We start from the raw sequence: 16399 nt of genomic DNA on the forward strand, positions 1-16399 counted from the left end.
TTAAAGTTTTAAGCTAAAATATCTTTCATAACATGCCCATGAACATCGGTCAAACGCATATCACGACCCCCAAAACGAAAGGTCAATTGTTCGTGGTTAATACCCATAAGATGCATAATAGTGGCATGTAGGTCGTGAATGGTTACTTCGTTTTCTATGACCCGATACCCATACTCGTCAGTTTTGCCGAATATAGTACCGCCTTTCACTCCGGCCCCTGCCATCCACATACTAAAGGCCGATGGGTTGTGATCGCGTCCGTCGGTGCCTTGAGCAAAGGGAGTCCGCCCAAATTCGCCGGTCCAAACGACCAGGGTATCCTCTAACATACCGCGGGATTTTAAATCCTTTAATAGTCCGGCAATGGGTTGGTCCACGGCATGGGCATTGCGCTCATGTCCGTCCCTTAGATTGCTATGCTGGTCCCAACGATCTGCCGCTACCTTGGGGCAGGTTAGTTCAATAAACCGAACTCCTCGTTCTACCAAACGTCTTGCCAATAGACACTGGGCCGCATAACCTTGGGTGTGGAGGTCATCGGAATCGAACCCATATAACTTTTTGGTTGCCTTGGATTCTTCCTTGAACTCGGTCAATTCAGGAATGGAAGACTGCATCTTATAGGCCAGCTCGTAATTGGAAATGGCCGATTCCACGGCATCCGCCTCTCCCATTTTTTCGATGAGGCTATTGTCCAGTTGTTTGATAAACTGCAATTTTTCTTCCTGTAGGTTCTTGACCTTTTCCAAAGGTTTAATATTGGCCACAGGTTCTGCCCCGGCCCTTAAGATGGAAGCCTGATAGGAGGCCGGTAAAAAGCCGTTCTTAAAATTGTCCAGGCCGCCGGGAGGAATCAAACCACCATCCAAAACCACATACCCGGGAATATTCTTGTTCTCGCTTCCCAGACCATAGGTCATCCAAGATCCCATACTGGGCCGTCCCTGAATACCGCTACCGGTATGTAAAAAGTAATTGGCATTGGTATGTTCCGGAAAATTGGAGGTCATGGACCGGATCAATGCGATATCGTCCACACAGGTAGCGATATGGGGAAACAACTCGCTCACGGGCATACCGCATTCACCATACTGCTTGAATTCCCATGGACTCTTCAAGATTTTCCCGACGTTATCGAATTGAGTGGCATCTACCTTGAACTTTTTTCTGGGATCTTGACCATTTTCCTTGGCAAGTCGAGGTTTGGGGTCGAATGAATCTACTTGGGATACCCCGCCATCCATATACAAAAAGATGATGTTTTTGGCTTTGGGCATATAATGCGGCCCGAGGTATAGGTCAGTTCCGGCAGTACTAGTTTTGGGCCGATCACAACCAAAAGGTAAAGCCCCGAACAGACTAGTAAAAGCAAGCGCACCAAACCCTCCTTTACAAATACCCAGCATTTCACGACGGGACAGGGGACGTTGCATAAAATTATCGTATAGGCTCATTAGATCAAGTATATAAATTCCTTTAGATTAAAAATACTATGGCAGAAATCCTTCCAGATTAAGATTTCACTTTCCGAATCGGTTTCCGTTGATTCCATTTTCTGTAGTCCGCCTATAAATTGCTTTGCTTTGCTTATTTCTTCTGGATTAGGTTTTCTGGAGAAGGTCCGCATATAGATCCATTCTATTTTTTGATCAAAGGTCAGTTCTTTTTGGTCGAGTAGTTTCTCAGCCATTATCTGTGCCTGCTGCACTATGAAGGGGTCATTCATTAAAGTCAGCGATTGTGCCGGTACGTTGGTTACATTGCGATTGCCAAAGGTGCTGAACGGAATGGGGCGGTCAAAAGTGACCATCATGGGCTCCAAGAAATTACGGCGAACTTCCTGGTAAATGCTTCTTCTACCTGCACCGTCCATAGGTCCGGATTGGTTGGGACGTCCCCGGCCTTGCATAAACTCGGTAAGATAGGTCTTTACAGGAGGGCCATACATGGTAGAATCCAAACTCCCCGAAACAGCCAACACTCCATCACGAATGGCCTCGGCCTCCAATCGCCGAACAGGGAAAGAAGCCAGATAGATATTGTTCGGGTCTTTGTTGGTGAGTTCTTCATTACGGGCCGTACTTCTCTTGAACGTTTCGGAAGTAACGATGCTACGGACCATCTTTTTTATGGACCACCCTTCCTTTTGGAAGGTAATGGCGAGATAATCCAACAAATCCGGATGGGAAGGCAATTTGCCCTGTAATCCAAAATTGTCAACGGTCTCTACGATACCCTTACCAAAAAGATGATGCCAAATACGATTGACCATTACTCGTGCTGTTAAGGGGTTGTCCTCGTTCAGCATAGCTTCGGCCAATTCCAGGCGTCCACTTCCTTTTGATGTAAAAGGGACATTGCCCAAAGGTAGTGCGGACAAAAATCGTCTGGGAATATCGCCCTCTAAAAGGTCGTTATGATCCCCTCTATTAAATACAGGACTATTGATGCCAAAACCATCGGTAATGGCATAGAAGAAAGAACCGCCCTTAATATTCTTGATTAGTTGGTGACTACTGTCCAAAGCGGTGGTCAATTCCGGAAACTTTGAGGGAAGCTTCCCTTCCGCAAGTCTTTGATTTAGCCCATTGACCAAACCTGCTGAAAGGTCCAAGGTGGCCCAATGTTCTTTTTCTATGGACTTCCCGCTAATCGGCCGCTTCATTTCAACAGGCCATTCCGCATCATAGGCAACGGCATACTGGGTTTCAATAAAAGCATCCTCGGGCAAGCTATAATGATGGCCTTTGTAGCCGCCGGGAAGAATTTCGATATAAGCTTTGTGGCCTTTCCAGGGACTGATGTCGAAAACGTAATTGTTCCAGGCTTTGGAATTGATTTGCTGCTCGAGTTCGCCATAAATGGGATCTTGGATCAATTGAAAATTATCTATGATAATCCTGATTGTACTATGCATGCCTCGTGCCCGGACCCCAATGTAATCCTTATCCAGAATAAAATTGGGAGATTGTAGGGAACCTAACACTCCAGTACCCAAGGTTTTGCTGGAAGCTCTACCTTCATCCAGTCCCAACAGCTTTCCGGAGGTCTTGTCCAACAAAGGATTTCCCAAAGTTGTTCGTTTCCCAAAAGCTAACCCGTTCGTTATCCATCCATCAAAATCGGAATTTCTAAAATCACCGATAATTATGAAAGATGTATCCTGGGACAAATTCTTTTTTTGCAATGCCCCAGAGGCAATTATTCCCTGTACGCCTTTTTCTGTCCAGGAATCGGCTACTATTTTTCGCATGTACAGATTCAAATCCTGAATTTCCTTGGCGGTCTGTTGGGTGGTTATGGGAACATCGGCAATGGGTGCAAAGCGGGTACTCTCCATTATTCCATAAAGAGCATAATAATCGGCTGCCGAAATGGGGTCGAATTTATGATCGTGGCATTTGGCACAGGAAACCGTTAGACCTTGAAAGGTTTTACTGGTTACATCTATCATGTTATCAATGCGGTCCGCTTCTTCTTTTTTGATATCCACAGGGCTATGTTTGCCTTCGCCCATTACGTAGAATGCCGTTCCTATAGGTGATTCGGAAACACCTATTTCCTTATTTACACGGGCCTTTTTCAATAAATCCCCGGCCAAATGTTCCTTTAAAAGTTGGTCATAGGGTACATCTTTGTTGAAGGCCCGTATGAGGTAATCACGATACTTATAGGCCCCTACAATAGGATAATCAAATTCATGGCCTTTGGTCTCCGCATAACGGATCAGATCCATCCAATGACGGGCCCAACGTTCGCCATATCCTGTGGAATTGAGGTAACGATCTACCATATTTTCGTAAGCATCCTTAGAGGTATCGGTAATAAAATGTTGCACATCTTCGGGTGAAGGAGGCAGACCCGTTAGCAGGTAGGATACTCTTCGAACAAGCGTATTCTTGTCTGCCTGGGAAGACATCACTAAACCTTTTTGCCGTATTCGTGTATCGATCAATGAGTCAATAGCATTATTGTCGTTATGGGCAATCTCGGTTTCGGGTTTTATAAATGCCCAATGGGATTTCCATTCGGCGCCTTGATCGATCCACTTTTCCAATAATGCCTTTTCCCGTTCGGTCAATTTGTAATTGGAATCCGGTGGGGGCATAACCATATCTTCGGCCTCATGATTTATGCGGTAGATCAATTGACTTTTTGACGGCTTCCCTGGGGCTATGGCTTGCCCACCTTCCTTTAGGAGAGCTGTTGCCCCTTCAAAGGTATCCAGTCTCAGCTCGGCTTTTCTACCGCTGGCATCAGGCCCATGACATAAATAACAATTCTGAACTAAAATAGGTCGGATATGAAAATTGAAATCCACCGTTTCCGGTAATGGTTCGGAAAATTGTTTGTTATCACCACAAGAGGATATGAGGAGACACAATGACCCAATCGCAATTACGATATTTCTTTTTTGGGAGAACATCATTCCGGTTTATTAAGGCTTCCTATCAAATATAAAGATTAAAATCTTAGGATTCCATTACACCGGGTACCCAGGATGTTACTTTTCCAAAATTTGGGAAATTTATAAATGTCAGGAGGAGATGACTATTTTAAGCCTACATGCATCATGGGAATGGGAGTGAACGCGGATATGCTGATGCAACGGAGGAGATTGTTTACATAATCTATTTTCGTCTCGACCAAATTTCATACATAGGTTCGCCCTTACTATTCTTACCTTTATGATGCCAATCCACATCCTTGATTTCATAATTGAATTGTAGGGATGCCCCGACGCGGGAGTTGTCCCTGGAAAAATACTCAATGTTCTCCGTATAAATACCATCTTTTGAAGAGAAGGAACCGCCACCGGTACCGAAGAATTTCATGGTTTCCGTATTATAGGCAATCCATTGAAAACGATCGCCCTGAAGGTACTTCAAGGTCTTTCTGGGATTTTCTTCACCACGTCGTTCTTGCCCATTATCCGGTCCCCGTGTAGCGAAAAGCCATGGGCCGTCCAGATCCTGTTGCGTTTCCCCGGAAATGGTGAAACTTAACGCTTGATCACTTTCTAGGGTAAGCTTTTCCCCCATTATCGAATAGGGCAAGGTTAGCTCGGTAAGACCATCCGCGTCATGGTTGGAGTTAAATTCCAACTTCACTTTAAGGTTGTCGCCTACAACAGTATAAAACCCACCTAAAGTTTTAATGAATTTAGCCGGGGATTTTTCATAAACGGAGTGGATCAAGTAGTTCCCATTTATTTTTAGTTCGTGATGAACGTTGTCCGCATTGGCATGATAAATACCGGGAGTAATTTGTCCGGTAATAGACCAGATGGGTATTAACAAGCATATCCATAGTAATTTTTGTGCCAGTTTCATTTTCTTTGGATTTAGCGTTGGAACTTAAATACATACATAGGCAGTCCTTAAATTCTCAGGAATTCCTCAAGAACCAAAGTACAAAAGAATTGTCAAATTTGTAAGGTGTACGGATAGAAAAGCGGTCTTTTTAAGATTTCATTTACTTAACAATATTCCTGCTACGTATTCTTTTAAATCCAGATAAATTACCAGCTGGATTTATGTACGAAATCGGATTGTAAAAACAACCTATGTTAAGCTTTCGATCTTTTACGTTTTCCACTGCAATTCCCCAGTAAGAATGCCATAAATTTGCAATTTCAATAGCATAGATCCATGAATAAGGCAGTTTATATTGCAACCACACAGCCCAAGAGCGGCAAATCCATCGTTTCCCTAGGCCTTATGCAGGTATTGCTGGGTAGGGCTGCCAAAGTGGGTTACTTCAGACCTATTATCGATGACTATGATTCCGGCAAAATGGACAATCATATAGAAACGGTGATATCCTATTTCAATTTAGATCTGGAACATGACGATGCCTATGCCTTTACCCGTAGCGATGTGGTAAAAAAACTGAATAAAGACAAAGAGGATGAAGTACTGGATAAGATTATTGAAAAGTATAAGGCCATTGAGGAGCGTTTTGACTTTGTCCTGGTAGAGGGTACGGACTTTACAGGTGAGGGAGGTATTATCGAGTGGGACATCAATGTTTTAATGGCCAAGAATCTAGGTATCCCAACCATAATTGTTACCAGTGGGGTTAATAAGACATTGGACGAGTTTATTGGGGATATGTATTTGGCCTATGATTCCTTTAAGGAACAGAAGGTGGAAGTATTAATGATGGTGGCCAATAAGATACAACCTGAAAACATTGGCCTTGTCACGGAAGCTCTTAAAAAAGACTTGCCCAAAGAGGTTTTGATCGGGGCCATTCCTTTAAATCCTGTTTTGGGAAACCCTACCATTAAGGAAATCGCGGATGAACTGAACGGAGAAGTTTTGTTCGGGGCATCTTATTTGAATAATCAGGCCGGGCATTTTGGGGTAGGCGCCATGCAATTGCGTAACTATTTAAATCATTTAAGGGATGACGGGCTTGTCATTACTCCAGGTGATCGGGCAGATATCATCCTAGGAGCTTTGCAGGCCAATATCTCCACCAACTACCCGACCGTTTCCGGGATCATTCTTACAGGAGGGTTAAGACCGGAAGAACCGATAATTAAACTTATTCAAGGACTTTCGGAAGTAGTGCCCATTATTTCCGTAAAGGAAGGGACCTTTCATATTACCAACCGAATAGGGGCCATAGCACCTAAAATCTATGCCAAGAACACCAAAAAGATAACGGCTTCCATTCAGGATTTTGCAAAATTCACGCCGGAAGCAGAACTAGCGGAGCGTTTGGTAACATTTTCTTCAAACGGGATTACCCCGAGAATGTTCCAGTACAATATTGTAAAAATGGCCCAGGCGAATAAAAAACACATCGTGTTACCGGAAGGTACGGACGAACGCATCCTTAGGGCCGCACAAGAATTGTTGGACACCAATGCCGTTGATATTACCTTGTTGGGTCCTATTGAACAAATCAAGGAAAAAATAGTGCAACTGGATCTGGAATTGGATTTATCCCAAGTCTCCATCGTTGACCCGGCAAAGGCCAAATCTTTTGATGAATATGTAGAAACCCTTTATGAATTGCGGAAACATAAAAATTTAAACCGCACCATGGCGAGCGACCTTATGACCGATGTTTCTTATTTTGGTACCATGATGGTCTACAAGGGCCATGCCGATGGAATGGTTTCCGGTGCGGTCCATACCACACAACATACCATACGACCGGCACTTCAATTTGTAAAGACATTACCAGGAGTGTCCTTGGTATCTTCGGTTTTTTTCATGTGCCTTCCTAGTCGTGTGGTGGTTTTTGGCGATTGCGCCATCAACCCAAACCCAACCGCAGAACAACTGTCGGAAATTGCCATTTCCTCTGCCGAATCGGGCATTGCCTTTGGCATTGAACCCAAGATAGCGATGTTATCCTATTCCTCAGGGAGTTCGGGAACCGGAGAGGATGTGGAACGGGTGCGCCAAGCTACCGAATTGGTTAGAAAGAAGCGCCCCGACTTAAAAATAGAGGGACCCATACAGTATGATGCCGCAGTGGACTTACGGGTAGGAAAAAGCAAACTCCCCGATTCCGATGTTGCCGGGCAGGCGACTATATTTATTTTCCCTGACCTTAACACAGGGAACAATACCTATAAGGCCGTGCAACGGGAGACAGGTGCCCTAGCCATAGGTCCTATATTGCAGGGGCTTAAAAAGCCTGTGAACGATTTAAGTAGAGGTAGTACCGTGGAGGACGTAATTAATACCGTAATCATCACGGCCATACAGGCGCAGGCCATGTGAATCAAAAAAAAGTAGAAAATTTTCCTAGAACCAGTGAAATTGCGGTATGTCCTAAAGAATACTACTATTTTTAATCCATGAATATTTTAATTCTAAATTCCGGAAGCTCATCCATAAAATTCCAGCTGATACAAATGCCCTCGGAACAAATTACCTGTTCGGGAATCGTGGAACGCATTGGTTCTTACGAGGCTACCTTAACCTACAAGGGCAATGGTAAAACATTAAATCATGTGGATAGCATAAAGACCCATACATTGGGTTTGCAGAAAGTTTTAGAAATTCTTTTGGATACCGAAAATGGGGCAATCGGTAATGTCGATGAAATTGATGCAGTAGGGCATAGGGTAGTTCACGGGGGAGATTCCTTTGCCAAAACTACCTGGGTTACCAACAAAGTAAAAAAAGAAATTCGGGAGTTTTCAACCTTGGCACCGTTGCACAACCCCCATAATCTAGAAGGTATTCTAATTGCCGAACAGCTGTTCCCAAAGGCCAAGCAAGTTGCGGTTTTTGACACAGCCTTTCATCAAACAATCCCTGTTAAGGCGCACAAGTATGCCATCCCCAACAAATTTTATACAGATTATGGTATCCGGTCCTATGGGTTTCACGGAACAAGCCATAAGTATGTTTCCGAAAAGGCCATGGATTACTTAAAAAAAGAGAAATCCAAAATAATTACGATCCATTTGGGAAATGGATGTAGCATTACGGCTTTGGTCGACGGTAAAAGTGTTGACCACAGTTTGGGCTTTGCGCCTTCCAATGGGCTCATTATGGGTTCTAGAAGTGGGGATATAGACCATGCCCTTATTTTTCACCTAGTGAACACCTTGGGATATTCTTTGGATGAGGTAAATCATCTATTGAATGCGGAAAGTGGTATGTTGGGTCTGACCGGTCATAGCGATTTGCGTGATATTCAATCGAAAGCCGAAAAAGGGGACAAGGACTGCCAACTTGCCTTGGAAATGAATGCCTATCGTATTAAAAAATACATTGGGGCGTATACCGCTATAATGAATGGCTTGGATGCCATTGTATTCACGGCAGGAATCGGTGAAAACTCTACTGTGCTAAGGAAACTTATTTGCACGGATATGTCTTATTTGAACATTGCCTTGGACGAGCATAAAAATGAAATTGGTTCCGCTACGTTACGTGAAATAAACACAGTTACCTCGGAAGTAAAGATACTTGTAGTTGCCACCAATGAAGAGCTGGAAATAGCCAAACAGACCTTTGATTTGTGTTCCAAGGCTTGATGCCCCTCACGAATTTGAAAAGACTTCTTTAAAATTTTCTACCATAGTTCATATTTCAAGGTAAGCAACAATACAACTAAACCATTGCTTAGCATGAATTGGAAATCGACATACTTGGTTTTTTAAAGTGATTACCCCTATTGCTCTAACCCTGATTTTTGCTTAACTTTTAGTCTCGTAATTATGGACAGCCTAAGAAGAGTCATAGTAGATTTCAAAAAACTTACCCCTGAGGTTCTCAAACTTTTAGTGGATAAATACCCCGATGGGTACGATGATCGCAATATCATCACTTTTAAAAATGCCCAAGGGGAACGTATTGAAGCTGTGGAGGTTACTACCGAAGATACCAAATACTTGGTGAAGATCAGTGCTAAGCTGGAGTATACCATGGAGAATTATGATGAGGACGATTACGAGGATTTTGCAGTGGATGATCCGGCCGCCGTGGTCGACCCCAAAGAGTTGCTGGAAGAAGATGAGGATTAAACCTTTAAATTTCCCAACATCTCTTTCGTAGTTTTCTCCAAATCAAAATCGTGTTTCCAACCCCAGTCCTGTCTTGCTTTGGAATCATCAATGCTGTTGGGCCAAGAATCCGCAATGTCCTGTCTAAAATCGGGTTCATAGGAAATCTCGAATTTCGGAATATGTTCCTTGATGTTTTGGGCTATTTCCCTTGGAGAAAAGCTCATGGCCGATAGGTTATATGAGGAGCGTATCCCGATTTTTTCCGTGTCGGTCGCCATAAGTTGTAGGGTAGCCCGAATCGCATCGTCCATAAACATCATGGGGAGTTTGGTGTCCTCATTCAAAAAACAGGCATATGAGCCTTCGGTCAAGGCCTTGTGGTAAATTTCCACGGCGTAGTCTGTGGTTCCACCACCTGGCTGTGTCTTCCAACTTATTAGTCCAGGGTAACGTAGGCTACGTACATCCACCCCAAATTTGTGATGGTAATAGTCGCACCAGCGCTCGCCGGACTGTTTGCTTATACCGTAGACCGTACTGGGCTCCATTATCGTATTTTGGGGGGTGTTCGTTTTGGGGGTATTCGGACCAAAGACCGCAATGCTCGACGGCCAGAAAATCTTTTTTATCTTTTTATCCTTGGCAAGGTTCAAGACATTGAAAAGAGAGTTCATGTTCAGGTTCCAAGCCCGTTCCGGAAACTTCTCGGCCGTTGCACTGAGCATAGCTGCCATAAGATAAACCTCATCTATTTCATAATAGGCCACAACTTCCTCCAATACATCATAGTCCGTGGCATCCAATAGTTCAAAGGAACCAGAGTCCATCAAGTTTTCACTTCCTTCCCTAATGTCGCTCGCAATTACGGATTCGTTTCCGTAGGTTTCCCTAAGGGTAAAGGTGAGTTCCGTGCCTATCTGCCCGCAGGCCCCCAAAATAAGTATGGATTTATGCATTTAAAATGAAGTTAAATGGATACGGGGGTAAAGATAACCGATTCTAAAATTTGTACATTCGCGTTATGTTAAAATTCTTTGTTTTAGGTGTTTTTATCCTAGTGTTTACTTCCTGTGGATCCGGCAATAAACAGGAAGAAACAACGGAAACTTCGATGTTTGATATATCCACGGAAAAATGGCCAAAAAAGACTCCGATACATTCCAAAGCGATGGATATTTTGAAAGGCTGGTCGGAATTCAACGCACTGGAAACGAGTTTTGATGCGCTTTATTCGGTTGAGAACAAAGAAGATCTTAAGTTGGTTATTGAGGATTTAATAGAAAAACAAAAGCTACTGGCGGATTCAGAATATCCGGAACCTTTTGATATTTCCCAGATAAGGAGTAGGCAAAAAGTATTCAAAACCTATGTTTTAAAGGCTAAAAACTATTTGGAGTTTCAACAGGATTCCCAAGAACCTACTTTGGAGATGATCAACGCCTACAATGGATTTCGGAATCATTTCAATATTATCATCAATAATACCCTGGACACCAAGCTTATATTGGAAGAAGGATAGGAAAATTGTTTAATGGTTGTTGAGGACTACTTGCATTAAAATTATGTCAAAGTCACTTCTTTTTATTCCGGATATTTCCGGTTTCACCAAATTCGTCCAGACGACCGAGGTTGAACACAGCCAACATGTAATTTCCGAGCTGCTGGAGGTACTTATCGATGCCAATACCCAAGAACTTGAATTAGCCGAAATAGAGGGAGATGCCCTTTTCTTTTACAAGGAAGGCGAAATACCCTCGCAGGAGCGGTTATTGGCCCAAATAGAGACCATGTTTACCGCGTTTCACAGTCATCTAAAGTTATTGGAAAAAAATAGAATATGCCCCTGTAATGCCTGTGCTACGGCTCCAAACCTTCAACTTAAGGTAGTGGCACATTGTGGGGAATTACAATATATTGCCGTAAAAGGCAATCGTAAGCCATTTGGTCAACAAGTAATAGAGGCCCATAGGTTGCTAAAAAATTCGATTGACAGCGATAATTATGTGCTGATCAGTAAAAAACTGGCCAAAGAAATAGGATTGCCCATTTATTACTACAGTAAGGTTTTTAGGTTTAAAGAAGGGAAGGACAGCTACGATGACAAGGAAGTAGAATATATCTACGCGTTGATCGATCGGGAAAAACTTACCCTAAACGAATTTGCCCAGGCCAAGAAAGTTGTTTTTGACAGACCTCCAGACTTGATTTTGGATAAACGATTTCCGGTTCCGGCCTTTGAGCTCATGGAATTTATTACCAATTACAAATACCGCCACCAATGGGTCAAAGGGGTGGATGATTTCGAGTTTAATGAAAATGAGGTCACACGTTTGGGAACCGAGCATGTGTGTGTCATTAATGGCAAACATCTAAATTTTGTTACGGTGACCAAGGAAGTCGATGTGGGAGTACTGGTTTATGGCGAGATGACCACAAGCGCCCCTCCTTTGGATGCCTTATATCAATTTTATAGTATTACCCCTATTTCACAAACCTCGTGTAGCCTAAAAAGCGAGGTATATTGGGAAGCCAAGTCGCCGTTGAAAAAATTGATTATTTTTCTTTTTGTTCGCCGTGCCTTAAAGAAAAATACCCAACAGGCATTGGATGGCCTCTACCAATTTATTAATACAAGACCTTTACTGTCCTAGGTTTAAGATTTACTGTCCAAATAGGAACCAAGGTTGCCCAGGGCATCGTTCCAGAAATGCTCGTAAAACTTAAGCCATTGGCTTACTTCTTTAAGTGGTTGGGCATCCGCGTAGCAATAGCGTTCGCGACCTTTAGCATTTATTTGCACCAATCCCGCTTCCTCCAAAGTCTTTAAATGTTTGGTAATACCCTGTCGGCTAATTTCAAATTGACCGGAAATTTGGGTAATGGGCATTGCGGTTGCCGCCAAGACCAAGGCGTGAAAAATTTCACGCCTTGTAGGGTCGGCAATGGCCTTTAGAATTTTGGTGATTTTATCTTGCATGGACTTCCTGTATTAGATACTTGGAAAGCTCCGATACACAATTGTCCCACCCGGCGTTAAAGCTGGTAAACATTTGTACCGCGCTATCTCCGGGATATTTAGATATTCCCGAATGCTCCAAATACAGTTTGGTCTTACCCTCTACTTCATTCAATTCCCATTTAACCGTAGTTTCGGTTTCCGTGTTCTGTACTGTCCAAGTGTACACCAGTGTATACGGATCTGCCTCTTTTACCACCCCGGTTATTTGAGTGCAACCGTGTTCTTCATCCGCAGTAAACGTGTAGTTGTACCCGGTCTCTGCCTTAAAATCGGCATCAATGAACCACGCGGAGATTTCCTCGGCTTTGGAAATAGCATTCCATACCTTGTCGATGGAATGATCAAATAGGTGCTCTTTTGAAATTACATCTTTCATGACTGTTCGTTTTTTTAGATTAATATGCAACTATATGGTTGCAAATATAGTCAATATTTTTAAATACGCAACTTTTTGGTTGCATAAAATTGGATTTTGCATATACATAGACATCAAATAGAGAATGACCTAGGTAATAAATCTATTAAACAGGCATATTCAGGGCATTAATTCTATCAATACTATGTAAGAAAATAGGCGCAAATTGTTTAAATTGCTTGGATTGACTAATTCGAAATACTGAGAACTAATTTTAACACAATGAGAAAGCAAAAAATACTTTTTTGTGCTTGTTTTTTGGTACTTGCCCAGTTGGGTATTGCACAACAAATAAACGAAAAGACTTTTGAAGGACTTGAATTCAGAAGTTTGGGACCGGCATTGACTTCCGGTAGAATAGCCGATATTGCCATTCATCCCGAGAATGAAAATATCTGGTACGTGGCCGTGGGATCTGGGGGGGTTTGGAAGACGGTCAACTCGGGGACCACCTGGGCCCCAATTTTTGATAAACAGAAAAGTTATTCCATAGGTTGTATCACTATAGATCCTAACAATCCACATACGATTTGGGTAGGTACCGGTGAAAATGTGGGAGGCAGGCATGTAGGTTTTGGTGATGGAATCTATGTAAGCCATGACGACGGGAAAACATGGAAGAACATGGGACTGCAGAAATCCGAACACCTTTCCAAAATTATTGTCCATCCAGAAAATTCAGATATCATCTGGGTAGCATCGCAGGGACCCCTATGGAACAAAGGGGGTGAACGAGGGATTTATAAATCCATTGACGGCGGTACCTCATGGATAAGGACGCTAGGGGACGATGAATGGACGGGAGCTACGGATTTAGTATTAGACTATTCTGACCCTAATGTGTTATACGCTGCTACCTGGCAGCGCCATAGAACTGTAGCAGCCTATTTGGGAGGTGGCCCGGGTTCAGGGATCCATAAAAGTACGGATGGGGGTAAAACCTGGTCAAAAATGACCGAAGGTATCCCAAAGTCCAATTTGGGTAAAATTGGTTTGGCAATTTCGCCATTCAATTCCGATGTCCTATATGCGGCCATTGAACTCGATCGAAAAAAGGGCAGTGTTTTTATCTCCTCCAACAAAGGACAGTCTTGGGTCAAACAGTCGGACGCCGTATCCGGAGGGACCGGACCTCACTACTATCAGGAACTTTTTGCATCGCCCCATCAGGAAGGAAAACTGTATTTGATGAGTAATTATGTACAGGTATCCGATAATCACGGAAAGACCTTCTACACGATGAACGAGAAGAATAAGCACGTGGATAGTCATGCCGTAGCGTTCAAGAAGTCCGACCCAAACTATGTGTTATTTGGTACCGATGGGGGACTCTATGAGAGTTTTGACCTTACCAAGAGTTGGCGTTTTGTTGGAAATTTGCCTCTTATCCAATACTATAAGGTAGCTGTTGACGATACAGAACCTTTTTATAACATATATGGAGGCACCCAGGACAATGGATCCCATGGAGGCCCCAGTAGAACCAGAAGTGAGGCCGGGATACTCAATGGCGATTGGTGGATAACCCTTGGGGCGGATGGGCATCAATCCGCCGTGGAACCTGGAAACCCCAAGATTACCTATGGAGAGTACCAACAAGGATGGCTATGGCGTATAGACCAAACTACTGGGGAAACTGTTTTTATACAGCCACAACCGGCCGAAGGGGAACCCTACGAACGTTTCAATTGGGATGCCCCCATTTTGGTAAGTCCGCATAAACCCACCAGATTGTATTTTGCATCTCAACGGGTATGGCGTTCCGAAAATAGGGGAGATGAATGGACTGCCATATCCAAGGACCTTACCCGTAATCAGAATAGAATAGCCTTACCTATAATGGGCGGCCAGCAAAGTTGGGACAATGCTTGGGATGTAGACGCTATGTCCAACTACAATACCATTACCTCATTGGCGGAATCCCCCAAACAGGAAGGCCTGCTCTATGCCGGGACGGATGATGGCATCATTCAGCGTACCGAAGATGGCGGGGCAACTTGGAACAAGATTGAAGTGGGCAATATAAAAGGTGTACCTGCAACTGCATTTGTAAATGATATCCGTGCGGACCTGTTCGATGCCAATGTCGTCTATGCCGCTTTGGACAATCACAAATACGGCGATTTTAAGCCATACCTTATTAAAAGTAGGGATAAGGGAAAAACATGGACTTCCATAAATGGAAATTTACCCGAAACACTACTTACCTGGCGGTTGGTCCAAGATCATGTTAAAAAAGATCTTTTATTCGTAGCAACGGAATTTGGGATTTATTTTACTTCGGATGGTGGGGGTAAATGGACGAAACTAAAGGGAGGCCTGCCTACCATTTCGTTTCGGGACATTACCATACAACGGAGGGAAGATGATTTGGTAGCCGCATCATTTGGCCGAGGTTTTTATGTTCTGGATGATTTAAGCCCAATACGAAGTTTCAATACATCCATGTTGAATGATGAAGCGACATTATTTCCTTCCAAACCTGCATATTGGTATATTCAAAAAGATGCAGTCTATGCTCAGGGAGATAACGAGTATAAAGCCAAAAATCCACCTTTTGGAGCGGTATTCACTTATTTTTTACCGGAAAAATTAAAATCCTTAAAGGAACGGCGTCAAGAAAGAGAGAAGAAAGCCACAGAAATTACATTTCCCGGATGGGATGCTTTGGAGGCCGAAAAACGTCAAGATTCACTTGCAATTATTCTTACGATAAAAGATAAGGAAGGTAAGGTTGTAAATCGGGTGAAGGGATCCAATAAACAAGGATTTAATAGGGTAAGCTGGAACTTAAGATACCCCAATAAGGCTGAAGTAAAACTGAAGCCACCCGGAGTTAAGGAGGTATCTTCCAATACGGGTGTCATGGTTACCCCGGGCACATATACGGTGACCTTATCAAAAAGAATAGATGGTAAAATTACCCAATTGGGGGAACCTCAAAGATTAGAGGTAGTTCCATTGGGCAAAGGAGCATTAGAAGGAGCTTCTTATGAAGAGATTATGGCTTTTACACAAGAATATCACGCCTTTCAAAAAGATTTGACCGCCACAAACGCAGTCCTATCAAAGAACCTTATGTTGGTAAATGCCATGCAACGTGCCGCGGATAAATCCGACAAACCTTCAACCGACCTTATAAATAGTATTCATGAGGCAAGGGAGCGTTTGTTGAATATTGAGAAAGAACTAAAAGGAGATCAAACTAAAGGTGAAATTGGAGAGCGTTCCGATCCCACACCTCAAAATGCCAATTCCGTAGCATCCACTGCATTACGGACAACCTACGGTCCTACGCCCAATCATAAGGCTTCCTTTTTACGTGGGAAAAATCAGTTGAAAGAAATTAAATCAAAATTGAAAATTGTAACGGATACCACCTTGCCAGCAATCGAGAGAGACTTAAAGGCCGCTGGCGCTCCATGGATAGAGGGGCAAGGTCTTATCGAAGATTAAATAAAAAGGCGGGCCTTGGGCCCGC

The 16399-nt window shown here is 43.2% G+C and carries 12 protein-coding genes; 6 read left to right on the plus strand and 6 right to left on the minus strand.

Annotated elements, in window-relative coordinates; translation table 11 throughout:
* Window positions 1–8 precede the first annotated feature (8 nt).
* The 3 genes from ACP2AF_RS06830 to ACP2AF_RS06840 form a co-directional block, all read right to left on the minus strand.
* Window positions 9–1433, minus strand: a complete 1425-nt coding sequence (locus ACP2AF_RS06830) for a DUF1501 domain-containing protein (RefSeq protein ID WP_425235488.1) — start codon at window positions 1431–1433, stop codon at window positions 9–11.
* A 20-nt stretch (window positions 1434–1453) separates the two neighbouring features.
* Window positions 1454–4429, minus strand: coding sequence for a PSD1 and planctomycete cytochrome C domain-containing protein (locus tag ACP2AF_RS06835; protein ID WP_425235489.1), 2976 nt, complete (start codon window positions 4427–4429; stop codon window positions 1454–1456).
* A 202-nt stretch (window positions 4430–4631) separates the two neighbouring features.
* Window positions 4632–5333: a hypothetical protein gene (locus ACP2AF_RS06840; RefSeq protein ID WP_425235490.1), complete on the minus strand. Its 702-nt coding sequence runs from the start codon at window positions 5331–5333 to the stop codon at window positions 4632–4634.
* Between the two features lie 318 nt (window positions 5334–5651).
* On the opposite strand from ACP2AF_RS06840, the gene pta reads away from it, so the two are divergent.
* From pta to ACP2AF_RS06855, 3 genes are all read left to right on the plus strand, one after another.
* Window positions 5652–7745, plus strand: a complete 2094-nt coding sequence (gene pta / locus ACP2AF_RS06845; protein ID WP_425235491.1) for a phosphate acetyltransferase — start codon at window positions 5652–5654, stop codon at window positions 7743–7745.
* Between the two features lie 77 nt (window positions 7746–7822).
* Window positions 7823–9013 (plus strand): acetate/propionate family kinase, encoded by a 1191-nt coding sequence (locus ACP2AF_RS06850; RefSeq protein WP_425235492.1) that lies wholly within the window; start codon window positions 7823–7825, stop codon window positions 9011–9013.
* 183 nt (window positions 9014–9196) lie between these two features.
* Entirely contained in the window at window positions 9197–9502 is a 306-nt protein-coding gene (locus ACP2AF_RS06855) for a hypothetical protein (RefSeq protein ID WP_425235493.1), read from the plus strand.
* On the opposite strand, the gene ACP2AF_RS06860 is transcribed toward ACP2AF_RS06855, so the two are convergent.
* Complete coding sequence (locus ACP2AF_RS06860; protein WP_425235494.1) at window positions 9499–10440, minus strand: NAD-dependent epimerase/dehydratase family protein; 942 nt, start codon at window positions 10438–10440, stop codon at window positions 9499–9501. The two genes, ACP2AF_RS06855 and ACP2AF_RS06860, sit on opposite strands and share 4 nt — an antisense overlap.
* Window positions 10441–10505: 65 nt before the next feature.
* Between ACP2AF_RS06860 and ACP2AF_RS06865 the strand changes: the two genes are divergently transcribed.
* Window positions 10506–11003, plus strand: coding sequence for a hypothetical protein (locus ACP2AF_RS06865; protein ID WP_425235495.1), 498 nt, complete (start codon window positions 10506–10508; stop codon window positions 11001–11003).
* A 43-nt stretch (window positions 11004–11046) separates the two neighbouring features.
* Window positions 11047–12135 (plus strand): DUF2652 domain-containing protein, encoded by a 1089-nt coding sequence (locus ACP2AF_RS06870; protein WP_425235496.1) that lies wholly within the window; start codon window positions 11047–11049, stop codon window positions 12133–12135.
* Window positions 12136–12137: 2 nt separating this feature from the next.
* Here ACP2AF_RS06870 and ACP2AF_RS06875 read toward each other — a convergent pair whose 3' ends face one another.
* Together ACP2AF_RS06875 and ACP2AF_RS06880 are read right to left on the minus strand one after the other, a co-directional pair.
* The gene (locus ACP2AF_RS06875; protein ID WP_425235497.1) at window positions 12138–12461 is read right to left on the minus strand and encodes an ArsR/SmtB family transcription factor; all 324 of its coding nucleotides are present in this window, start codon (window positions 12459–12461) and stop codon (window positions 12138–12140) included.
* Window positions 12451–12879: an SRPBCC family protein gene (locus tag ACP2AF_RS06880; RefSeq protein ID WP_425235498.1), complete on the minus strand. Its 429-nt coding sequence runs from the start codon at window positions 12877–12879 to the stop codon at window positions 12451–12453. The genes ACP2AF_RS06875 and ACP2AF_RS06880 overlap by 11 nt, the downstream gene beginning before the upstream one ends.
* Before the next feature lie 261 nt (window positions 12880–13140).
* On the opposite strand from ACP2AF_RS06880, the gene ACP2AF_RS06885 reads away from it, so the two are divergent.
* A complete protein-coding gene (locus ACP2AF_RS06885) occupies window positions 13141–16374 on the plus strand; it encodes a WD40/YVTN/BNR-like repeat-containing protein (RefSeq protein WP_425235499.1) in 3234 nt (1077 codons plus the stop codon).
* Window positions 16375–16399 lie beyond the last annotated feature (25 nt).

The sequence above is a fragment of the Ulvibacterium sp. genome, from assembly GCF_965248315.1.
Taxonomy (GTDB): domain Bacteria; phylum Bacteroidota; class Bacteroidia; order Flavobacteriales; family Flavobacteriaceae; genus Ulvibacterium.

Bases quoted from the DNA above. Each gene is read 5' to 3' on its own strand.
- ACP2AF_RS06885 (WP_425235499.1), top strand. From the start codon at position 13,141: ATGAGAAAGCAAAAAATACTTTTTTGTGCTTGTTTTTTGGTACTTGCC.
- ACP2AF_RS06875 (WP_425235497.1), bottom strand. From the start codon at position 12,461: ATGCAAGATAAAATCACCAAAATTCTAAAGGCCATTGCCGACCCTACA.
- pta (WP_425235491.1), top strand. From the start codon at position 5,652: ATGAATAAGGCAGTTTATATTGCAACCACACAGCCCAAGAGCGGCAAA.
- ACP2AF_RS06840 (WP_425235490.1), bottom strand. From the start codon at position 5,333: ATGAAACTGGCACAAAAATTACTATGGATATGCTTGTTAATACCCATC.
- ACP2AF_RS06870 (WP_425235496.1), top strand. From the start codon at position 11,047: ATGTCAAAGTCACTTCTTTTTATTCCGGATATTTCCGGTTTCACCAAA.
- ACP2AF_RS06835 (WP_425235489.1), bottom strand. From the start codon at position 4,429: ATGATGTTCTCCCAAAAAAGAAATATCGTAATTGCGATTGGGTCATTG.
- ACP2AF_RS06830 (WP_425235488.1), bottom strand. From the start codon at position 1,433: ATGCAACGTCCCCTGTCCCGTCGTGAAATGCTGGGTATTTGTAAAGGA.
- ACP2AF_RS06850 (WP_425235492.1), top strand. From the start codon at position 7,823: ATGAATATTTTAATTCTAAATTCCGGAAGCTCATCCATAAAATTCCAG.
- ACP2AF_RS06855 (WP_425235493.1), top strand. From the start codon at position 9,197: ATGGACAGCCTAAGAAGAGTCATAGTAGATTTCAAAAAACTTACCCCT.
- ACP2AF_RS06880 (WP_425235498.1), bottom strand. From the start codon at position 12,879: ATGAAAGATGTAATTTCAAAAGAGCACCTATTTGATCATTCCATCGAC.
- ACP2AF_RS06865 (WP_425235495.1), top strand. From the start codon at position 10,506: ATGTTAAAATTCTTTGTTTTAGGTGTTTTTATCCTAGTGTTTACTTCC.
- ACP2AF_RS06860 (WP_425235494.1), bottom strand. From the start codon at position 10,440: ATGCATAAATCCATACTTATTTTGGGGGCCTGCGGGCAGATAGGCACG.